The sequence below is a fragment of the Streptomyces sp. NPDC055815 genome (assembly GCF_053616475.1).
This window is the reverse complement of record NZ_JBSHDU010000002.1, coordinates 235609-252715: the sequence shown is the minus strand read 5'-3', so window position 1 is coordinate 252715 and position 17107 is coordinate 235609. Positions and strand designations below refer to the sequence as shown.

The following is a 17107-nucleotide window of genomic DNA, read 5'->3' as shown; positions in this document are numbered from 1 at the left end:
TGTCTGAACCTGGACATCCTTCGATGAAAGTGTCTAGTTTCGGTGAACTCGACGGTCAGCACTCACCACGTACGGGCCGTACTGCTCGGCGCCGAGCGGCGCGGGGTGGCTCCCGGCCCGCTCCTCGCCCGGGCCGGACTGCCCGCCGGACTCCTGGACGAATCGCGGGCCAGGGTTTCGGCGGAGCAGTTCGGACAGCTCGTCAGAACGCTCTGGGCCACCCTCGACGACGAGCTGATCGGCTTCGGCGGCGCGCCCAGCAAGGTCGGGACCTTCGCGATGATGGCCCATGTCGTGGTCCACGGCAGCCGGGACCTGCGCGAGGCGCTCCGGCGCGCCCAGACCTTCTACTCCCTCTTCCCGGCGGGGCCGCGGTTCCGGCTCCTGGAGCCCGGTGCGGGCGGGGCGGGGACGCTCGACGAGGCGCGGATGGAGTTCGACGTCTCCGGGTACGACGACCCCCTCCACTTCGGCGCCGAGTCCACCGTCCTGGTGGCGCACCGCTTCGCCGGCTGGCTCGTCCGGCGCCGGATCGGCCTGCGGCGGGTCGAGTTCGTCCACCCCGAGCCCCGGCACGCGCGCGAGTACGCCCTCCTGTTCGGCGCGCCCTGCGTCTTCGGCGCGGAACGGACGGCGGCCGTCTTCGACCGGGCGGACCTCGACGAACCCGTCCTGCGGGACGCGGCCGCGCTCAAGGCCTTCCTCCGCCGCGCCCCGGTCGACGTACTGGTCTGCGCCGACTACGGGAGTACGGTGACCGGCCGGGTGCGGCACCTGATCGGCCGGGCGCTGCCCGCCGGGCCGGTGCCGACGCCCGAGGAGCTGGCCGACCGGCTGTCCGTCAGCCCGCAGACCCTGCGCCGCCAACTGGCCGCCGAGGGAACGACGTACCAGCGGCTCCGCGACCAGGTGCGGCGGGACCACGCCATCGCCGAACTGACCGGCGGGCGGGTGTCGATCGAGCGGCTCTCCCGGCAGCTCGGCTTCTCCGAACCCAGCGCCTTCCACCGGGCGTTCAGGCGCTGGACCGGCGAGACCCCACGGTCTTATCAGACGCGCGGTCAACAACCCTGAGCGGTACGGTCACAGCCGCCGCCCGCCGCCCCGCCTACCTTCCCGCCATGACCGAAATCGACCGGTCCGGCGCTGTACGGCCGCCGGACCGCACCCGACGCCGATGAACCCGCGCCGGGCGGCCGTCGCCGTCCTCGGGACCGGTGTCCTGCTCTGCCTGCTCGCCGGGGTCGCCGTCACGGCCCTCGGCGTCCGCGTCGACGGCACCAGCATGACCCCCACCCTCCACCAGGGCGACCGGATCCTCGTCGCCCCGGGCTCGGCGGGCCGGGCGAACAGGTTCGACGTCGTGCTGCTGCGGGCCACCGGGAAGGACGCCCTCCTGGTCAAGCGGGTGATCGCGCTGCCCGGCGACCGGGTCGCGATCGTCTCCACGCCGGACGAGCCCTTCCAGGTGCTCCTCCAGGAGGGCGGCCGGGGGCCCGTACGACGGGTGGTGGCACCCCAATGGGCGGCGCAGGCCCACCGTACGGGCGCCTGCTGTGGCCCGGACGGCACCCGGTCGGCACGGTCCGAGCTGCGGACCGTGCCTGCGGGGTCGTTCTTCTACCTGGGCGACAACCCCGATCTGTCGGACGACTCGCGGGCGTACGGCTGGGGGGCGCTCGACCGGGTCGAGGGCAGGGTCGGCGTGCGGGCCTTCCCCGTCTCCGCGTCGCCCGACATCGGCAACCGGCCCGTCCTGGAGGAGTACCGCGGGCCGGGCCCCTGACGGCTATTCGGGGACGCTCTCCCGGCCGGTGCTCAGGGCGACCCGGACCACGGTGTCCGCGATGCGCCGGGCCGACTCCTCCGGCGAGGGGCCGGCCTGGACGATGTGGCTGGCGGTCAGCCGGACCGCCGCGTCCACGGCCAGTTCGCGCGCCACCGGATCGATGGTGGGCCAGGCCTCCGTGACGTACGCGTCGGCCATCGCGGTCGCCAGGTCGAAGGCCGCGGCGGACCGGGTCGTGAGGTACGAGAGGAGTCCGTCCTCGCCGGTGCTGGTCAGCATGGCCTTGATCAGCGGATTGCGGCCGGCCAGCGTGAGCGTGAAGCCGACGGCGGCCTCGACGGCCGCGCGCAGGTCGTCCCGGTGCGCGTCCAGGCCCTGCTGGATGCCGACGAGGCAGCGCTCCAGCTCGCGCTGGAAGAGGGCCTCGCCGACCGCCTCCTTGGAGGGGAACTCCGAGTACAGCGTCTGCCGGCTGACGCCGACCGCGCCGGCCAGGTGGGCCATGCGCAGCTTGTCGAAGCCGCGGTCGGCGACCGCCTCGTACGCGGCGTCGAGCAGCCGCTCGCGCAGCAGTGTCCGGACCGTCTCCCTGAACCGTGGCATCGGCCAAGCCTAGACCAGGGGGAAATCTCCGCAGGATTGTCAGAAGTGTTGACACTTCTCAATGAAGTGTCCAATTCTCGAACAGGGAGCCGCAAAGTGTCATTCGACGCCGGCGGCACGACGGTTGGAGATCACATGCAGCACGAGACCAGAGGCGTCACCCGCTGGCGCAGATCGGCGTTCCTCGCCGTTCCCGCGACGGCCGCCATCGCCGCCATGGCCACGGCCATGGTCCAGGGCGCGCTCGCCGCGAACCTCTCGCTCACCAGCGTCCCCTTCACCCTCAGCTCCAAGACCGTCGCCGCGCCGCAGGGCATCGGCGCGGTCATGCACACCATCGACGCCGGCGGGGCCAAGGGCGCCGCCGAGGTCGGCATCGCCAAGGCAGGTCTCGACGGCATCTGCGTCCACGCCGTCCAGTCGGTCAACCTCCCGGTGATCGGCAGCCTCGGCACCTGGTCCCTCAACATCTCCTCGCCCGCCGCCGCGACCCCGCTCACCAGCGACCAGCTCGTCGCCGGTGCCGGGCTCCAGGTCAACAAGCTCGTGCTCGACGCGCAGGCGCTCAAGGCGGCCACGGCCACCCTCAACGCGAGCGACACCACCCCGAACGTCATCGGCGCCGCCGCCGACGGCTCCGGGATCAAGAGCACCGGCATCAACGACGGCACCGCCGGCCAGTTCGGCCTCGACGCCACCGGCGGCCGGACCGACATCAAGAACCTCAACGCCGACGCCAACGGCGCCACGATCGCCGGCGCGATCACCCTGCCGGACCTCGCGATCGGGATCGCCCACGGCGACAAGACCTGCGGCGCCTGACCCCCCGCACCACCCCGGGGCTCCGCGCGCTCCCTACGGCGCGGGGCCCCGGCCCTCCCACCCCGACCCACCGCTGCGAGGCCCCCATGACCACCGAACCGCCGCCCGAGCCGACCGAGGAGCCCCTGCCCGCCCGTGCGCGCCGAGCCTTCCGCCGCTGGCGCCGCACCCGGCCGTTCTGGGCGGCCGTCTGGACCGGACTGGGCGGCTTCGTCATCTTCTTCCTGCCGATGGCGCCGCTCGGCAAGATCCTCCAGGTCGGCGTCGGAGGCATCGCGGGCATGGCCGGAGGCGTCCTCCTGATGGCCATGGCCCTGCTCATCCTGCTGCTGCCCGGACAGCGCCACACCGCCGGAGTCATCGCGGTGATCGCGGGAGTCGCCTCCTTCCCGCTCTCCAACCTCGGCGGCCTCTTCGTCGGCATGGTCCTCTCGGTCCTCGGGGGCTCCATGGCCGTCGCCTGGCTGCCCGAGAAGCCCGCCGGGCGGCGCCGCCCGCGCCGTACCACCCAGTCCGCCGAGACGCCCGTGTCCCTGGGGGGCGGATCCGCATGAACGAGCTGCTCTCCGGTGCCCGCCGCGCCGCCGCCGACTGGAACACCCGGATGCTCGCCCAGGCCGCCGACGGCACCCGCCGCGGCACCCGCTGGGGGCGCGGCGCCTTCGCCCTCGTCCCCTCCGTCCTCGCCATCGGCGCCCTCGGCACCGCGCTCGCGCAGGGCGCTCTCGCCGCCAACTTCAGCGTCACCGGGCAGCCCTTCACCCTGACCTCCAACGGCGTGCAGGGCAGCGGCTTCGGCGCCATCGTCAACACCCCCGCCGTCGGGCGCCCCGACGGCACCACGACCACCAACACCGCGATGGCGCGCGTCGGCTTCGCCAGCGCCGGGCTCGCCGGACTCTGCGGCATCGTCCACCAGACGATCGCCGGCGTCCCGTACTCGCTGCTCCTGACGGGCGGCCAGAAGGTCACGGCGAGCCCACCCGCCACCTTCACCACCGACATCGACGCCTCGAACCTCTACATCCAGGCCACCGAACTCCAGGCCTACGGGCCCACCACCCTCCAGAACGCGGTGCTCGGCCAGTCCGCCGACCAGGTCACCGTCGCCGGCAAGCCGCTCACCGGCGCCCTGCCCGGCGGCTTCGGACTCGGCTCGGCCGGCGGCGAGGGCGGCAGCTCCATCGCGCTGCACGGACTGAACGCCACCGCGTACGACGCCGAGATGGCCGGCGCGCTCGTGCTGCCCGACCTGAGGATCAGGGTCGTCGCGGGAACGGCGACCACATGCTGAGCCGGGCGAGGGCGGCGTACGTCTGGTTCCGTGCGTTCCGCCGCACCCGGCCGTTCTGGGGCGGGGTCTGGCTGGTGGCCGGCGGCTGGACCGTCCTCAAGTTCTCCCTCAGCTCCCTGCAGTTGATCGTGAGCACCGGCTTCGGGGGAGTGGCGGGCTATCTCGTCGGCGGCGGGATGATCCTGTGCGGGCTCATCCCGCTCGCGCTGCCCGCCCAGCGGTACACCTTCGGGCTGATCGGCGCGGTCCTCGCCGTCGTCTCGCTCGTCGTCTCCAACCTGGGCGGCTTCCTGCTCGGCATGACGCTCGGCGTGCTCGGCGGCTCCATGATGGTCGGCTGGGGCGTCAAACGCCCGCGCGGCCGGGCGGTGGAGGGATGAGGGCGCGGCGCCGGGCGTGCGCGGTGGCGGCGGCCCTGCTCCTCGCCGTCGTCACGGCCGTCTGGTCAGGGCAGCCGAGCAGTGCCTCGGGCGAGAGCGCCGCGGTCGAGCCGCTCGGCGTGCCGTTCCTGCCCTCCCCGGACCCGCTGCACGTCACCATCGCCAGCATGGTCGCCGTCTCCATGACCGTCGACAAGAACGTCACCATCCGGCTCTCCGACGGCTCGACGCGCACCACCACCCAGTACACCTTCACCAAGCTCAAGATCCGCTCGCACATGAACGTGGTCCAGCGGGCGGCCGGACACACCGTCACCATCGACGTACCGGGAGAGGGTTCGCTCGGCGGCTACGACAGCGCGGGGAAGGCCGAGACGACGACGATGTGGGGGAACATCACCAACGTCTGCGTCCGGGTGCTCGTCAAGATCTGCGGCGTGCAGGGGCTGCTCGACTTCTTCGGCTCCCTGATCCCGCTCACCGCCGGCGCCGAGGACTTCACCGGCGACATCTACGCGATCCGGACCGTCGACGACCACGCGGCCCTCGACTCCACCGACAACCCCGTCCACCTCCCCGGAACGATCACGGTGACCACGCCATGAGGAACCGCGACATCAGGGTCCGCGAAGAAGGCCGTACCCACTGGCGCCGCTCCCTCGCCGTCGCCGTGCCCGCGCTCCTCGCCGCCGGCGGCCTCGGCTCCGCCATGGCGACCGGGGCGCTGGCCGTCGGCCTCCGCATCCAGGACCGGCCCGTCGACTTCACCACCAGCAGCCTGTACGGGACGCAGTACGGCGCCGCCGTCGTCGACCAGGCCGTCGTGCGGCCCGACGGCTCCACCGGCAGTGAACGGGTGCTCCGCATGGGCTTCGCGGACGGCGTCATCAACGGCCTCTGCCTGAGCCAGCGGCAGCAGATCGCGGGAGCCACGTACACCCTGCTGCTCACCCTCGGCGACGACAACCCCGGCTCCTGGGAGATCAGGACGAAGAACACCGTCCTCGACCTCCGCAGCGCCACCGGGGTCCTCGACATGGACGGCATCGTCGACCTCAACACGAACGGCGCCGACGTGAAGACCGTGAAGGACGCCACCGGCGCGTACGTGGTGAACCCGCTCGACAGCCCGCAGCACCGCTTCGGCATCCAGGCGCGCTACGCCAAGTTCGACCGGATCACCGGGACCGCCCAGGACTTCCAGATCCCGGGCCTCCTGACGACGCCGAAGCTCTCCCTCTCCGTACGGCCGGGCACGGTCGCCTGCCCCGCCCCGGCGGCCCCCACGGGAACGCCCGGCACGCCGTGACCGTGTCGCACGAACGGCCGGAGAGCGGGGGCACGCCGTGCTGCCGCCTACACCAGCCTGGCGACGAGGTACGCGAGGGCGGCCGCAGCGCCGAGGACGCCGAGGACGAACAGCGGGTTTCGTGAGCCGCCTCGCCTTCGGCTGCCACCACCGGCGGCGTCACCGGCCTCGGGCGCTGACGGCCGTGGCTCCGGGTGAACAGAGCCGCCGAGGGGCCCTGAGGGCGGCCCCGTCGGTCCGACGGATTCCGGACGCCTGTGACCGACACCGGTGTCCCTGCGCTCCGTCTCCGGCCGAGGGCCTCGGTACGGCTCGACGAGCGGGGTCATGGGAGGACCCCACCGCGGAGGGGCGCCGTCCGGCGAAACCCGTTCGAACAGCCTCCCCTCAGCAGACCGCAGCCAAGCCCGCCCCGCCACGTCGGTGAACTCCACGGCCATTCCCGAAGGATCGAGATCGAGGCCCGTCGCATCCGGACCGGGGACGAACGTCGCCCGCCGGCCCGGCACCAGCAGCCGGACCCTGCCGGGCCGCAGTACGTCGCCGCCGACCAGGACCCGGACGTCACTGACAGGCTGGCTGCTGCCGTTGTACACCGTGACGCCGCGCCCGCCGGCGTCGGCGTACACGGAGATCCAGCTCGCCTGCCGGATTCGCTCCGTCCGTTCCGCCTCCTCCTCGCGCTGTCTGCGCGATCGTTCCTCACGCTCGTCGCGGATCTGCTGAGCGCTCTCGGCGCGACGACCGTGCCGATAGCCGACGATCGCGGTCGCCACCGACACGACCAGGCCGAGCAGCGCGATCAGGGTCCCGATCATCCGTCCACCATGCGGCCTGTCGGCCTGTCTGCCCTGGAACGACGCCGGGCTTCAGCCCCGCGATGGGCCTTTTGCCTCTGCGCGGTCGTGCGCCGAACGGGGACACGGGCAGTTTCCCTCGCGCCCGCACGACCCTGCGCGGCGGCTCGATGGCGAGACGCATCGCGGTGCCGCCGGCAGGGGCTTTCTTTTCGGTCCCTCGAGTCCGGGTGAATTCCATAACAGGTTCGCCGGACATCTGTTTGCCTTCATCGGTGGATCGTCGCGTGGTGTGTCCCTCGAGCTTCTTCACGGACCACGGTCGTCAACCCCGAAATGTGGTCGGTAAATGCGATGAGATCTAGCCCCTTCGATGTATTTCCCGTCCCCGCGTGGGTGCAACAGGTCAATATATTTGTTTTTGTGGACCGGCATTGCTCTACTTCTCGCTTGAACAAGCGGGATCCCTCGTCCCGTGCGGAAATCAGGGAAAGGATCATCATGCGGGCCACACGAGCCTTGCTGGTGGGAGCTTCTGTACTCGCCATCGGAATGGGCACCCCCACCGCCTCTCAGGCGCTGGGCTGGGAACGCCCCTGGGTGGCGCACAACCAGAGCAGCACGCTGTCCCCGGGACACGGCGGCGACGACAAGGACAAGGAGCACCACAAGGGGAAGGGCGGCACGTACGACCTCGACCACAGCTGCAAGGGCGGGACGTTCGGCTACTGCACGCAGAACGCCGTCTTCGCCCCCAACATCCTCGGGGACATCGGACTCACGACCGGGCTCATCGGCCTGACCGGCGCCACGACCGGTCAGACGGGGCAGACCTCCACGACGGCCACCACGGGCACGACGTCCACCACGTCCACCACGTCCACGACGTCCACCACGTCGACGACGGCCACGACGGCCACCACGTCGACCACCACGCCCCCGCCCCGGAACGAGTGGTGTTCGCCCGGGTACTGGTTCAACCGGGGGCTCGACAACTGGCCGGCGCCCTACGACCCGGCCACGTCGACCTGGAGCGACCTGCCCACGCCCCCCTACAGCGACACCCTCGCGCGCACGAACGCCGGTGTCGCGGCGGGTGCGCCCGCGAACCCGCTGCTCACCTACATCTGGAACCCCCAGAATGCGAACAATTTCGCCGCTTGGTACGTGCGTCCCCGTGGCTCGGTCCTGAACGACATCGCCGACGTGCTCAGCTCCGCCGCCGGTCTGACCTGGACCGACAAGAACACGGCTACGTGCCCCCTCAACTGAACCGAAAAAAGGTCGCTGAAACGCTGAGCGACCGCTGAAAAAACACCGAGCGGCGCCGGTTTCACCGGCACCGCATCGGGAGTGCGGCCCGTGTGGTTGTCGTATTCCGCCGCACGGGCCGCCCACAAAAAGGAACGTGATGGAACCTTCCAGCGAATGCGCTGCCGGACCGCCGACGGCCACGGCTCCGGCGACGCGGCATCTGCCTCCTCCGCGACCGGGCGACGGCGCACCGGCACCGGAAGCGGAAGCGGGCACCGGCCCCCGGTGGTCCCGTGCGTCGGTCGGCGCACTGACCGCCACCGGCGTCGTGCTGGCCGGCGCCCTGGTGACGCACCTGGCCATGATCTTCCTGACCCTGGCGCCGAGCAACGCCGTCAGGGTGGCTCACAGCGGGACGATCGACTCCTATGTCCGGCCGGAGTTCGCGCAGGACTGGAGACTGTTCGCGCCCAACCCGAAGCAACGCAATGACGCCATCGGCGTGCGGGTGAGGACCACGGGCGCCGACGGAACCACCCACGTGTCGGATTGGATCAACCTCACGGCCCAGGACGTGGCGGAGATCCAGCACAATCCGGCGCCGAGCCATGTGCACCAGAACATGCTCCGCATCGCCTGGGACAACTCCGAGGCCTGGCTCGACAGCGGCAACCGGCCCAGGGGCCCGCGCGGCGAGGTGGCCGTGAACTACCTCAAGCGCATCGCGCTCCAGCGGGTCGGGCGCGACCGGCAGGGCGAGCGGATCACGGGAATGCAGCTCGCGGGCCGCTACACGATGGTGCAGCCGCCGTCGTGGAGCACCGAGGACGCGCCCGACACCACCACCTACCGGATGCTCCCTTGGTGGCCGGTGACCGACCAGGACCACAGGGGGCTGTGAGTTGAGCATCGAAACGCCCGTCGCCGAACGCCCGACGGCGCAGGCACGTCCGATGGAGCGGGCCCGCCAGGGTCGCACCCGCCGGTCCCTCGTGCGCCTCGGCCGCGCCGCCTGCACCACCAGAGCGCCGTACCAGGCCGCGGTCCTCCGCATCGGCCTGGCCCTGACCATCGCCGCCTACCTGCTCCGGGAATGGCCGCACCGCCGGGTGCTGTACGGCGACCGCAGCCCGCTGTCGTACGACATGGCCCTCGAACTGGGCCGACTGGACGGCAGTTTCAGCCTTCTGCACTGGTCCGACGGACGGCTCTGGTTCGAGATCGTCTACACCCTGACCGTCGCCGCGGCGGTCGCGGTCATGGTCGGCTGGCGCACCAGGACCATGAGCGTGCTGCTGATGGTCGGGATGCTGTCGCTGGAGAACCGCAACCCTCTGATCGGCGACGGCGGCGACAACGTCCTGCGCATCATGGTGATCTACCTGGTCTTCGTCCGCTGCGCCCAGGTCTGGTCACTGGACGCGCGCCGGCGGAACAGGAAGGGCTCCTGCCCTGCCGACCGCACGGGAGTCGTCCTCTGGTCGGCCGCCGGGCTGTTCCTGCTGCTGGCGTTCGGCCCGCAGACGGGCTGGCCGCTGGTCCTGTGGACCCTGTGGGGCGTCCAGGGCCTGTGGTACGTCGTCGGTCGCAGGTTCCCCGACTCCGAGGGCCGTGCGGTGCTGGACGCGGCCGCCGCGATGCTGCACAACGCGGCGATGCTGACGGTCGCGGCACAGGTCTGCCTGATCTACGCCACCAGCGGCTGGTACAAGATCCAGGGCTCGCGCTGGCAGGAGGGCAGCGCCCTGCACTACGCGCTGAGCCTGGAGTACTTCGAGCCCTGGCCGTGGCTCTCCGGGCTTCTCGCGGCGAACACCGCGCTGGTCCTGGTGATGAGTTACGGGACGGTCATCCTGCAGGTGGCCTTCCCGTTCACGCTCGCCAACCGCAAGGTCAAGAACGTGCTGCTGGCCGTCATGATCCTCGAGCACATGGGCATCGCGGTGCTCCTCGGCATCCCGTTCTTCTCCCTGGCCATGGTCGCGTGCGACGCGATCTTCCTGCCCACCGCGTTCCTGACGGCCCTCGGCACCCGCTGCGCGAGCCTGCCGCGGACCTTCCTGCCCGGGAACGCGCCGGTCACCTGAGCACTCCCTGCCGGTGAAGGGCGCGGCGAGGACGACCGCGTACGCGTCCGGAACCGCTTGCCCTCACCAGGATCCGTCGCCGGATAGCCTGGCGAGATGCTTACAGAAGTGACAGCGACTCGCTATGTCACCCCCTTGCGTGAGGGCGGCTCGCTCCCCGGGATCGTCGAGGCCGACGATCTCGGCACGTACGTCATGAAATTCACCGGCGCCGGCCAGGGGCGCAAGACCCTGGTCGCCGAGGTCGTCTGCGGGCAGCTCGCCCGCAGGCTCGGGCTGCGGGTGCCGGAGCTCGTCACCATCCAGCTCGACCCGGTCATCGGGCTCTCCGAGCCCGACCAGGAGGTGCAGGAGCTGCTCAAGGCGAGCGGCGGGCTCAACCTGGGCATGGACTTCCTGCCCGGCTCGCTGGGCTTCGACCCGCTCGCGTACGAGGTCGACCCCCTGGAGGCCGGGCGGGTCGTCTGGTTCGACGCGGTGATCAACAACGTCGACCGGTCCTGGCGCAACCCGAACATGCTCGTCTGGCACGGCGAGCTGTGGCTCATCGACCACGGCGCGACCATGATCTGGCACCACAACTGGCCGGGCGCCCAGGCGTCCGCCGCGAAGCCGTACGACGCCTCCGACCACGCGCTCGCCCCCTTCGGCCCGGACGTCGCCGCCGCGGCCGCCGAGCTCGCCCCGCTGGTCACCCGCGAGCTCCTGGAGGAGGTCGCCGCCGACGTCCCCGACGAGTGGCTCGTCGACGAGCCCGGCTTCGACAGCACCGACGAGGTGCGGGACGCGTACGTCGCGGCGCTGCTGCCGCGCGCCGCCACGATCCACGAGCGGATCACGCTCGGGCCCCGCACCGAGAGCCGGCCGCAGCAGCCGCCCGGCTGGCTCGCCGAGCGCCTCGCGCCCAGGAAGCACTCCACCGAGAAGGACAGCACGACGTGACCGACCGCGATGTCTTCGAGTACGCGCTGCTGCGCGTCGTGCCGCGGGTGGAGCGCGGCGAGTGCTTCAACGCGGGAGTGGTCGTCTACTGCCGTGCCCGGTCCTTCGTGGCCGCCCGTACGCATCTGGACGAGGCCAAGCTGACGGTGCTCGACCCGGCGGCCGACGTGACCGGCGTACGGGCCGCGCTGCGTGCCGTCGAGGGGGTCTGCCTGGGCGGCGACGCGGCCGGTCAGGCCGCCCGTGACGACGCGGGGCGCCGCTTCCGCTGGCTGATCGCGCCGCGCTCCACGGTCGTGCAGCCGGGGCCCGTCCACACGGGTCTGACCGCCGACCCCGAGGCCGAGGTGGAACGGCTGCTCGACCTTCTCGTGCGGTAGGTGACCACGGAGTGACCTGGTGCACCCGGTGGGCCGTTGACACCGGGTGCCAGGGCTTCTAGCGTCTCGTCTGCGGACGATACTAAGCGGTCGCTCATGTGCGGGACGCAGGAGCGCGCCACCGGTTCGACCGCGACCAGGGACGATCCAAGGGCGAGGAGAACCAAGCATGTCCACCACCGAGCAGCGCGTAGCCGTCGTCACGGGTGCCGCACGGGGCATCGGCGCGGCCACCGCGCTCCGCCTGGCGGCCGAGGGCCGCGCCGTCGCCGTACTCGACCTCGACGAGGCGGCCTGCAAGGACACCGTCGAGAAGATCACCGCCGCGGGCGGCACCGCTCTCGCCGTCGGCTGCGACGTCTCGGACAGCGCCCAGGTGGAGGCCGCCGTCGCGCGGGTCGCCGCCGAGCTCGGCGCGCCGACGATCCTTGTCAACAACGCGGGCGTGCTCCGCGACAACCTGCTCTTCAAGATGTCCGAGGCCGACTGGGACCTCGTCATGAACGTCCACCTCAAGGGCGCCTTCCTGATGGCGAAGGCCGTCCAGAAGCACATGGTGGACGCGGGCTTCGGCCGGATCGTCTCGCTCTCCTCCTCCTCGGCGCTCGGCAACCGCGGCCAGGCCAACTACTCGGCCGTCAAGGCCGGTCTGCAGGGCTTCACCAAGACCCTGGCCAAGGAGCTCGGCAAGTTCGGCATCACCGCCAACGCCGTCGCCCCGGGCTTCATCGTCACCGAGATGACCGCGCAGACCGCCGAGCGCGTCGGCATGGGCTTCGAGGACTTCCAGGCGGCCGCCGCCTCCATGATCCCGGTGCAGCGGGTCGGCCGCCCCGAGGACGTCGCCAACGCGATCGCCTTCTTCACGGGCGACGACGCCGGCTTCGTCTCCGGCCAGGTCCTGTACGTGGCCGGCGGCCCGCTCAACTGACGACCGGCAGCGAGAGGAGGAGGCGCGCATGAGCACGCAGGAAAGGCCGGAGCTGTCCGGCAAGGTCGCCCTCGTCACCGGCGCCAGCCGGGGCATCGGCTACGGCATCGCCGAGGCCCTGGTCGCCCGCGGCGACCGGGTCGTCATCACCGGGCGCGGCGAGGAGGCCCTGAAGGAGGCCGTCGAGCGGCTCGGGGCCGACCGTGTCATCGGCGTCCCCGGCAAGGCCCACGACGAGGTCCACCAGGCCGCCGCGGTCGAGGCGGCGATGGACGGCTTCGGCCGTCTGGACTTCCTGGTCAACAACGCCGGCACGAACCCCGTCTTCGGGCCCATCGCGGACCTGGACCTCGGGGTGGCCCGCAAGGTCTTCGAGACGAACGTGATCTCCGCGCTCGGTTTCGCCCAGCGCAGCTGGCACGCCTGGCAGAAGGAGAACGGCGGGGCGATCGTGAACATCGCCTCGATCGCCGGCGTCTCCGCCTCGCCTTTCGTCGGCGCGTACGGCGTGAGCAAGGCCGCGATGATCAATCTGACCCTTCAGCTGGCGCACGAATTCGCGCCTCTCGTGCGGGTCAACGCCATCGCGCCGGCCGTCGTGAAGACGAAATTCGCGCGGGCGCTCTACGAGGGCCGTGAGACGGAGGCGGCCGCGGCCTATCCGCTCGGCCGGCTCGGCGCGCCCGAGGACATCGGCGGCGCGGCCGCCTTCCTGACCTCGTCGCAGTCGGAGTGGATCACCGGTCAGACGCTCGTCGTCGACGGCGGCATTTTCCTGAACGCCGGAGTCGGGTGACCGATTACCGGACACTTCCCGGATTCCCTGTCCGGATTGCGCCCGGTTATACGTCGAATGCCTCAAGTGCCCCGTCGGGCTCGAAGATTGACCTGGCGGGGTGCTGCGGTATCGTCGGCCGACCCCTGGCTGAACGAGGAGCGTGCACGTGTTCAACCGGACCAGTCTGCAGGCCGCTGCAGCCCTTGTGTCCATATCCCTGGTAACCGGATGCGGTGTCTTCTCGGACAGTGAATCCGCCGGGGATCAGAGAATCGTCGTCGGCACGACGAGTTCTCCCACCACGCTTGATCCGGCCGCCGCCTGGGACAATTCCTGGGAGCTCTTCCGGAATGTGTTCCAGACCCTGGTCGCCTTCCCGACGGGCAGCACCACCCCGCAGGCGGACGCCGCCGACTGCAAGTTCACGGACACCTCCAGCCGGGTCTTCGAGTGCAAGCTCGTGGAGGGCCTCACGTTCTCCAACGGGCACAAGCTGGACGCCCAGGCCGTGCAGTACTCGATCGAGCGCATCCGCACGATCAACCACAAGGGCGGCCCGAACGGCATGCTCGGCTCGCTCGACAAGATCGAGACCGTCGGCGACCGCACCGTCGTCTTCCGCCTCAACAAGTCGGACGCCACCTTCCCGTTCGTCCTCGCCACCCCCGCGATGTCGCTGGTCGACCCCGCCGAGTACCCGGCCGACCAGCTCCGCAAGGACGGCAAGATCATGGGCTCGGGCCCGTACGTCCTCGACTCGTACGCCGAGCGCGAGGCGGCGGAGCTGACGAAGAACCCCTCCTACAAGGGCTTCGCCGACCGCAAGAACGGCGGCGTCACGATCAAGTACTTCGACGACTCCGACGCCATGGTCGCCGCCCTCCGGAAGGACGAGATCGACGCCACCTACCGCGGCCTCACCGCCGCCGAGGTCGTCTCCCTCCAGGAGGACAAGCCGGAGAACAAGGGTCTCCAGCTCGTCGAGTCGACCGGCGCCGACATCCGCTACCTGGTCTTCAACGCCGAGGACGAGTCCGTCGCCAAGCCGGCCGTGCGCAAGGCGATCGCCCAGCTCGTCAACCGCGACGAACTGGTCAGCAAGGTCTACCAGGGCACCGCCGAGCCCCTGTACTCGATGGTGCCCAAGGGCATCGCCGCCCACACCACCAAGTTCTTCGACCGCTTCGGCTCGCCCAGCGTGGAGAAGGCGAAGAAGATCCTGCGCAACGCCGGCATCACCGAGCCCGTCGCCCTGGACTTCTGGTACACCACCGACCGGTACGGCTCCTCGACGGCCGCCGAGTTCGCCGAGCTCAAGCGGCAGCTGGAGGAGTCCGGCCTCTTCAAGGTCACCCTGCACGGCAAGCCCTGGAAGGAGTTCCAGGCGGGCTACCAGAAGGGCGAGTACCCGGTCTTCGGCCGCGGCTGGTTCCCCGACTTCCCGGACCCGGACAACTTCGTCGCCCCCTTCATAGGCAAGGAGAACGTCCTCGGCACGCCCTACGTGAGCTCCCGGATCACCAACGAGCTGCTCCCGAAGTCCCGCCGCGAGAGCGACCGCGGGACCGTCACGGACGAGTTCGTGGAGGCCCAGGAGATCATGGTCCAGGACGTCCGGCTGCTGCCCCTGTGGCAGGGCAAGCTGTACATCGCGGCCGGTGAGGACATCGGCGGCGGCGAGCGGGCCCTCGACCCGCAGACGGTCATGCAGATGTGGGAGCTGAGCCGCCGGGCCAGCTGGTAGCCGACCTCTCGGAACGACCTGCCGGGGGCCACTGTCAGTGGCCCCCGATAGGTTCTGGGACGGAGAAACACGAACGTCCACCGGAGGTTGTGACCGTGACCGACACCAGCATGCTGCCCGAGTCCTGGCGGGGTGTCCTCGGCGAGGAGCTGCAGAAGCCGTACTTCGCCCAGCTCACCGAGTTCGTCGAGGAGGAGCGGGCCAAGGGGCCGGTCTTCCCGCCGAAGGACGAGGTCTTCGCCGCCCTCGACGCCACCCCGTACGACAAGGTCAAGGTTCTGATCCTCGGTCAGGACCCGTACCACGGCGAGGGGCAGGGCCACGGCCTGTGCTTCTCCGTCCGCCCCGGCGTGAAGACGCCGCCCTCGCTGCGGAACATCTACAAGGAGATGCACGAGGAGCTCGGGCACCCGATCCCGGACAACGGCTATCTGATGCCGTGGGCCGAGCAGGGCGTCCTCCTGCTCAACGCCGTGCTGACGGTCCGCTCCGGCGAGGCGAACTCGCACAAGGGCAAGGGCTGGGAGAAGTTCACGGACGCGGTGATCACCGCCGTCGCCTCCCGCCCCGACCCCGCCGTCTTCGTCCTGTGGGGCAACTACGCGCAGAAGAAGCTGCCGCTGATCGACGAGGAGCGGCACGTCGTGGTGAAGGGCGCGCACCCCTCGCCGCTGTCGGCGAAGAAGTTCTTCGGATCGCACCCCTTCACCCAGATCGACGCGGCCGTCGCCGCCCAGGGACACGAGCCGATCGACTGGCGCATCCCGGACCTCGGCTGAGCCTCGGCCCGATCCGGGCCGGCTCCGGCTAGCGTCGTCACTCCCAGTGGGAGAGCGGGTGGAGGTCGCGGTGACCGAGCAGCAGCAGGTGTCGGACGACGGGGTCATGACCAGGATCGGGCAGGCCATGATGCTGCTCCACGGCGGCGACCGCGAGGAGGCCCGTAACCGCTTCGGGCTGATCTGGCAGCAGATCGGCCCGGACGGCGACCCGCTGCACCGCTGCACCCTCGCGCACTACATGGCGGACGCCCAGGACGACCCCGACACCGAGCTGGCCTGGGACCTGCGGGCGCTGAGCGCGGCCGAGGGCCTCGCCGAGGAGCGGCTCGCCGAGCACGATTCGGCGGCCGCGCTCCGGGCGCTGTACCCCTCGCTCCATCTCAACCTGGCCGCCGACTACGTCAAGCTCCAGCGGCCCGACGCCGCGCGGGTCCATCTGGACCGGGCCCGCGCCGCCTCGGACCACCTCGACGACGACGGCTACGGGAACGGGGTACGGGCCGCGATCGAGCGCCTGGAGCTGCGACTCCGAGGCGCGTGACGGGGCGCGTGAAGAGGCGCTGGAAGGGTCGCGTGACGGGACGCGGGACGGTTCCGGGGCGTACGGCCAGGGCTCACCTGCCGTACGTGCCGTGGCAGATCCTCGCCTGATCGCTGCCGGGGGTCCAGCCCCCGTACCGCCGGCCCAGATCGCAGACCTCGTCCCGGGAGACCGGCGGGCCCTTCGGCAGCCTCCCGAGGTCCGGCAGCTCGGGGAGGTCCGGCCGCGCCGACGGGCGCGGTCGCTCCTGCCGCTGCGGTACGGAGCCGGGGTGCGGGGCCTCCGGCCCGGGCGGCGTCGCCGTCCGCCGGTGCTGCCCTGCCGGCGGCGTCGCGCGGGGCGCGGTGGACGGCGGGGGAGCGGGGAGCGCCGCTTCGAGGGCCTCACGGGCCGGGCCCTCGACGATCTGCGGTGCCACGTCCTGGGCGGGGCGTGCGGTGTCGGCCGCGGGCGCGGGGGCGTGGGCGGGCGCCGTCGGCGGGGCGTCCACCGAGACGCAGCCCGCGAGGGCGGCGACCGCCGCTCCGACCAGGATCTTCGCTGTGGTTCGGGTTCCATGCACCCGCGCAACTCTGCTGGTCCGTCCGCGATCTTCGCGCCCCTACCGGCGGGGAATGCCCCGCACGGGTGAGGCGCGCGGGGCCCGGCCTTGACCGGCCCGGGATGCGTTCCGG

21 protein-coding genes are annotated in these 17107 nt (G+C 71.2%); 18 read left to right on the top strand and 3 right to left on the bottom strand.

Annotated features, from left to right (window positions below; all coding sequences use genetic code 11):
• Window positions 1-42: 42 nt before the first annotated feature.
• On the top strand, window positions 43-1074 hold the full coding sequence (locus ACWGN5_RS02940; protein WP_453510838.1) for an AraC family transcriptional regulator: 1032 nt from the start codon (window positions 43-45) through the stop codon (window positions 1072-1074).
• 103 nt (window positions 1075-1177) lie between these two features.
• On the top strand, window positions 1178-1786 hold the full coding sequence (lepB, locus tag ACWGN5_RS02935) for a signal peptidase I (protein WP_453510837.1): 609 nt from the start codon (window positions 1178-1180) through the stop codon (window positions 1784-1786).
• Between the two features lie 3 nt (window positions 1787-1789).
• On the opposite strand, the gene ACWGN5_RS02930 is transcribed toward lepB, so the two are convergent.
• Complete coding sequence (locus ACWGN5_RS02930) at window positions 1790-2392, bottom strand: TetR family transcriptional regulator (RefSeq protein WP_453510836.1); 603 nt, start codon at window positions 2390-2392, stop codon at window positions 1790-1792.
• A 135-nt stretch (window positions 2393-2527) separates the two neighbouring features.
• Here ACWGN5_RS02930 and ACWGN5_RS02925 point away from each other — a divergent pair, with 135 nt between their 5' ends.
• The 6 genes from ACWGN5_RS02925 (at window position 2528) to ACWGN5_RS02900 (ending at window position 6197) form a co-directional block, all read left to right on the top strand.
• Window positions 2528-3214, top strand: coding sequence for a DUF6230 family protein (locus ACWGN5_RS02925; RefSeq protein ID WP_453510835.1), 687 nt, complete (start codon window positions 2528-2530; stop codon window positions 3212-3214).
• Between the two features lie 86 nt (window positions 3215-3300).
• Window positions 3301-3768: a DUF6114 domain-containing protein gene (locus ACWGN5_RS02920; RefSeq protein ID WP_453510834.1), complete on the top strand. Its 468-nt coding sequence runs from the start codon at window positions 3301-3303 to the stop codon at window positions 3766-3768.
• Complete coding sequence (locus ACWGN5_RS02915) at window positions 3765-4508, top strand: DUF6230 family protein (RefSeq protein WP_453510833.1); 744 nt, start codon at window positions 3765-3767, stop codon at window positions 4506-4508. Before ACWGN5_RS02920 ends, ACWGN5_RS02915 begins: the two co-directional genes overlap by 4 nt.
• Window positions 4502-4888, top strand: coding sequence for a DUF6114 domain-containing protein (locus ACWGN5_RS02910; RefSeq protein WP_453510832.1), 387 nt, complete (start codon window positions 4502-4504; stop codon window positions 4886-4888). Before ACWGN5_RS02915 ends, ACWGN5_RS02910 begins: the two co-directional genes overlap by 7 nt.
• Entirely contained in the window at window positions 4885-5493 is a 609-nt protein-coding gene (locus ACWGN5_RS02905; protein WP_453510831.1) for a hypothetical protein, read from the top strand. The genes ACWGN5_RS02910 and ACWGN5_RS02905 overlap by 4 nt, the downstream gene beginning before the upstream one ends.
• Window positions 5490-6197 carry a DUF6230 family protein gene (locus ACWGN5_RS02900; RefSeq protein ID WP_453510830.1) on the top strand — a complete coding sequence of 236 codons (708 nt, stop codon included), beginning with the start codon at window positions 5490-5492 and terminating at the stop codon, window positions 6195-6197. Before ACWGN5_RS02905 ends, ACWGN5_RS02900 begins: the two co-directional genes overlap by 4 nt.
• A 47-nt stretch (window positions 6198-6244) precedes the next feature.
• On the opposite strand, the gene ACWGN5_RS02895 is transcribed toward ACWGN5_RS02900, so the two are convergent.
• A complete protein-coding gene (locus ACWGN5_RS02895) occupies window positions 6245-7015 on the bottom strand; it encodes a hypothetical protein (RefSeq protein WP_453510829.1) in 771 nt (256 codons plus the stop codon).
• Window positions 7016-7495: 480 nt separating this feature from the next.
• Between ACWGN5_RS02895 and ACWGN5_RS02890 the strand changes: the two genes are divergently transcribed.
• The 10 genes from ACWGN5_RS02890 (at window position 7496) to ACWGN5_RS02845 (ending at window position 16433) form a co-directional block, all read left to right on the top strand.
• Window positions 7496-8266: a hypothetical protein gene (locus ACWGN5_RS02890; protein ID WP_453510828.1), complete on the top strand. Its 771-nt coding sequence runs from the start codon at window positions 7496-7498 to the stop codon at window positions 8264-8266.
• Between the two features lie 139 nt (window positions 8267-8405).
• Window positions 8406-9149 carry a DUF5819 family protein gene (locus tag ACWGN5_RS02885; RefSeq protein ID WP_453510827.1) on the top strand — a complete coding sequence of 248 codons (744 nt, stop codon included), beginning with the start codon at window positions 8406-8408 and terminating at the stop codon, window positions 9147-9149.
• A gap of 1 nt (window position 9150) precedes the next feature.
• Window positions 9151-10335 carry an HTTM domain-containing protein gene (locus ACWGN5_RS02880; RefSeq protein WP_453510826.1) on the top strand — a complete coding sequence of 395 codons (1185 nt, stop codon included), beginning with the start codon at window positions 9151-9153 and terminating at the stop codon, window positions 10333-10335.
• 96 nt (window positions 10336-10431) lie between these two features.
• On the top strand, window positions 10432-11277 hold the full coding sequence (locus tag ACWGN5_RS02875) for a HipA family kinase (protein WP_453510825.1): 846 nt from the start codon (window positions 10432-10434) through the stop codon (window positions 11275-11277).
• A complete protein-coding gene (locus tag ACWGN5_RS02870) occupies window positions 11274-11657 on the top strand; it encodes a DUF3037 domain-containing protein (RefSeq protein WP_030686313.1) in 384 nt (127 codons plus the stop codon). The genes ACWGN5_RS02875 and ACWGN5_RS02870 overlap by 4 nt, the downstream gene beginning before the upstream one ends.
• 169 nt (window positions 11658-11826) lie before the next feature.
• Window positions 11827-12588, top strand: coding sequence for a 3-oxoacyl-ACP reductase FabG (gene fabG, locus ACWGN5_RS02865; protein ID WP_351181289.1), 762 nt, complete (start codon window positions 11827-11829; stop codon window positions 12586-12588).
• A 28-nt stretch (window positions 12589-12616) separates the two neighbouring features.
• Window positions 12617-13384 carry an SDR family oxidoreductase gene (locus ACWGN5_RS02860; protein WP_453510824.1) on the top strand — a complete coding sequence of 256 codons (768 nt, stop codon included), beginning with the start codon at window positions 12617-12619 and terminating at the stop codon, window positions 13382-13384.
• A 148-nt stretch (window positions 13385-13532) separates the two neighbouring features.
• Window positions 13533-15110 (top strand): ABC transporter substrate-binding protein, encoded by a 1578-nt coding sequence (locus tag ACWGN5_RS02855; protein ID WP_453510823.1) that lies wholly within the window; start codon window positions 13533-13535, stop codon window positions 15108-15110.
• Between the two features lie 95 nt (window positions 15111-15205).
• Entirely contained in the window at window positions 15206-15889 is a 684-nt protein-coding gene (ung, locus tag ACWGN5_RS02850; RefSeq protein WP_453510822.1) for a uracil-DNA glycosylase, read from the top strand.
• A gap of 70 nt (window positions 15890-15959) precedes the next feature.
• Complete coding sequence (locus ACWGN5_RS02845) at window positions 15960-16433, top strand: hypothetical protein (RefSeq protein ID WP_453510821.1); 474 nt, start codon at window positions 15960-15962, stop codon at window positions 16431-16433.
• A 73-nt stretch (window positions 16434-16506) separates the two neighbouring features.
• On the opposite strand, the gene ACWGN5_RS02840 is transcribed toward ACWGN5_RS02845, so the two are convergent.
• Window positions 16507-16995: a hypothetical protein gene (locus ACWGN5_RS02840; RefSeq protein ID WP_453510820.1), complete on the bottom strand. Its 489-nt coding sequence runs from the start codon at window positions 16993-16995 to the stop codon at window positions 16507-16509.
• Window positions 16996-17107 lie beyond the last annotated feature (112 nt).

What these genes read in the sequence shown, in the direction of transcription:
- lepB (WP_453510837.1), top strand. Translation starts at nt 1,178, where the DNA reads ATGAACCCGCGCCGGGCGGCCGTCGCCGTCCTCGGGACCGGTGTCCTG.
- ACWGN5_RS02930 (WP_453510836.1), bottom strand. Translation starts at nt 2,392, where the DNA reads ATGCCACGGTTCAGGGAGACGGTCCGGACACTGCTGCGCGAGCGGCTG.
- ACWGN5_RS02925 (WP_453510835.1), top strand. Translation starts at nt 2,528, where the DNA reads ATGCAGCACGAGACCAGAGGCGTCACCCGCTGGCGCAGATCGGCGTTC.
- ACWGN5_RS02920 (WP_453510834.1), top strand. Translation starts at nt 3,301, where the DNA reads ATGACCACCGAACCGCCGCCCGAGCCGACCGAGGAGCCCCTGCCCGCC.
- ACWGN5_RS02915 (WP_453510833.1), top strand. Translation starts at nt 3,765, where the DNA reads ATGAACGAGCTGCTCTCCGGTGCCCGCCGCGCCGCCGCCGACTGGAAC.
- ACWGN5_RS02910 (WP_453510832.1), top strand. Translation starts at nt 4,502, where the DNA reads ATGCTGAGCCGGGCGAGGGCGGCGTACGTCTGGTTCCGTGCGTTCCGC.
- ACWGN5_RS02905 (WP_453510831.1), top strand. Translation starts at nt 4,885, where the DNA reads ATGAGGGCGCGGCGCCGGGCGTGCGCGGTGGCGGCGGCCCTGCTCCTC.
- ACWGN5_RS02900 (WP_453510830.1), top strand. Translation starts at nt 5,490, where the DNA reads ATGAGGAACCGCGACATCAGGGTCCGCGAAGAAGGCCGTACCCACTGG.
- ACWGN5_RS02895 (WP_453510829.1), bottom strand. Translation starts at nt 7,015, where the DNA reads ATGATCGGGACCCTGATCGCGCTGCTCGGCCTGGTCGTGTCGGTGGCG.
- ACWGN5_RS02890 (WP_453510828.1), top strand. Translation starts at nt 7,496, where the DNA reads ATGCGGGCCACACGAGCCTTGCTGGTGGGAGCTTCTGTACTCGCCATC.
- ACWGN5_RS02885 (WP_453510827.1), top strand. Translation starts at nt 8,406, where the DNA reads ATGGAACCTTCCAGCGAATGCGCTGCCGGACCGCCGACGGCCACGGCT.
- ACWGN5_RS02875 (WP_453510825.1), top strand. Translation starts at nt 10,432, where the DNA reads ATGCTTACAGAAGTGACAGCGACTCGCTATGTCACCCCCTTGCGTGAG.
- fabG (WP_351181289.1), top strand. Translation starts at nt 11,827, where the DNA reads ATGTCCACCACCGAGCAGCGCGTAGCCGTCGTCACGGGTGCCGCACGG.
- ACWGN5_RS02860 (WP_453510824.1), top strand. Translation starts at nt 12,617, where the DNA reads ATGAGCACGCAGGAAAGGCCGGAGCTGTCCGGCAAGGTCGCCCTCGTC.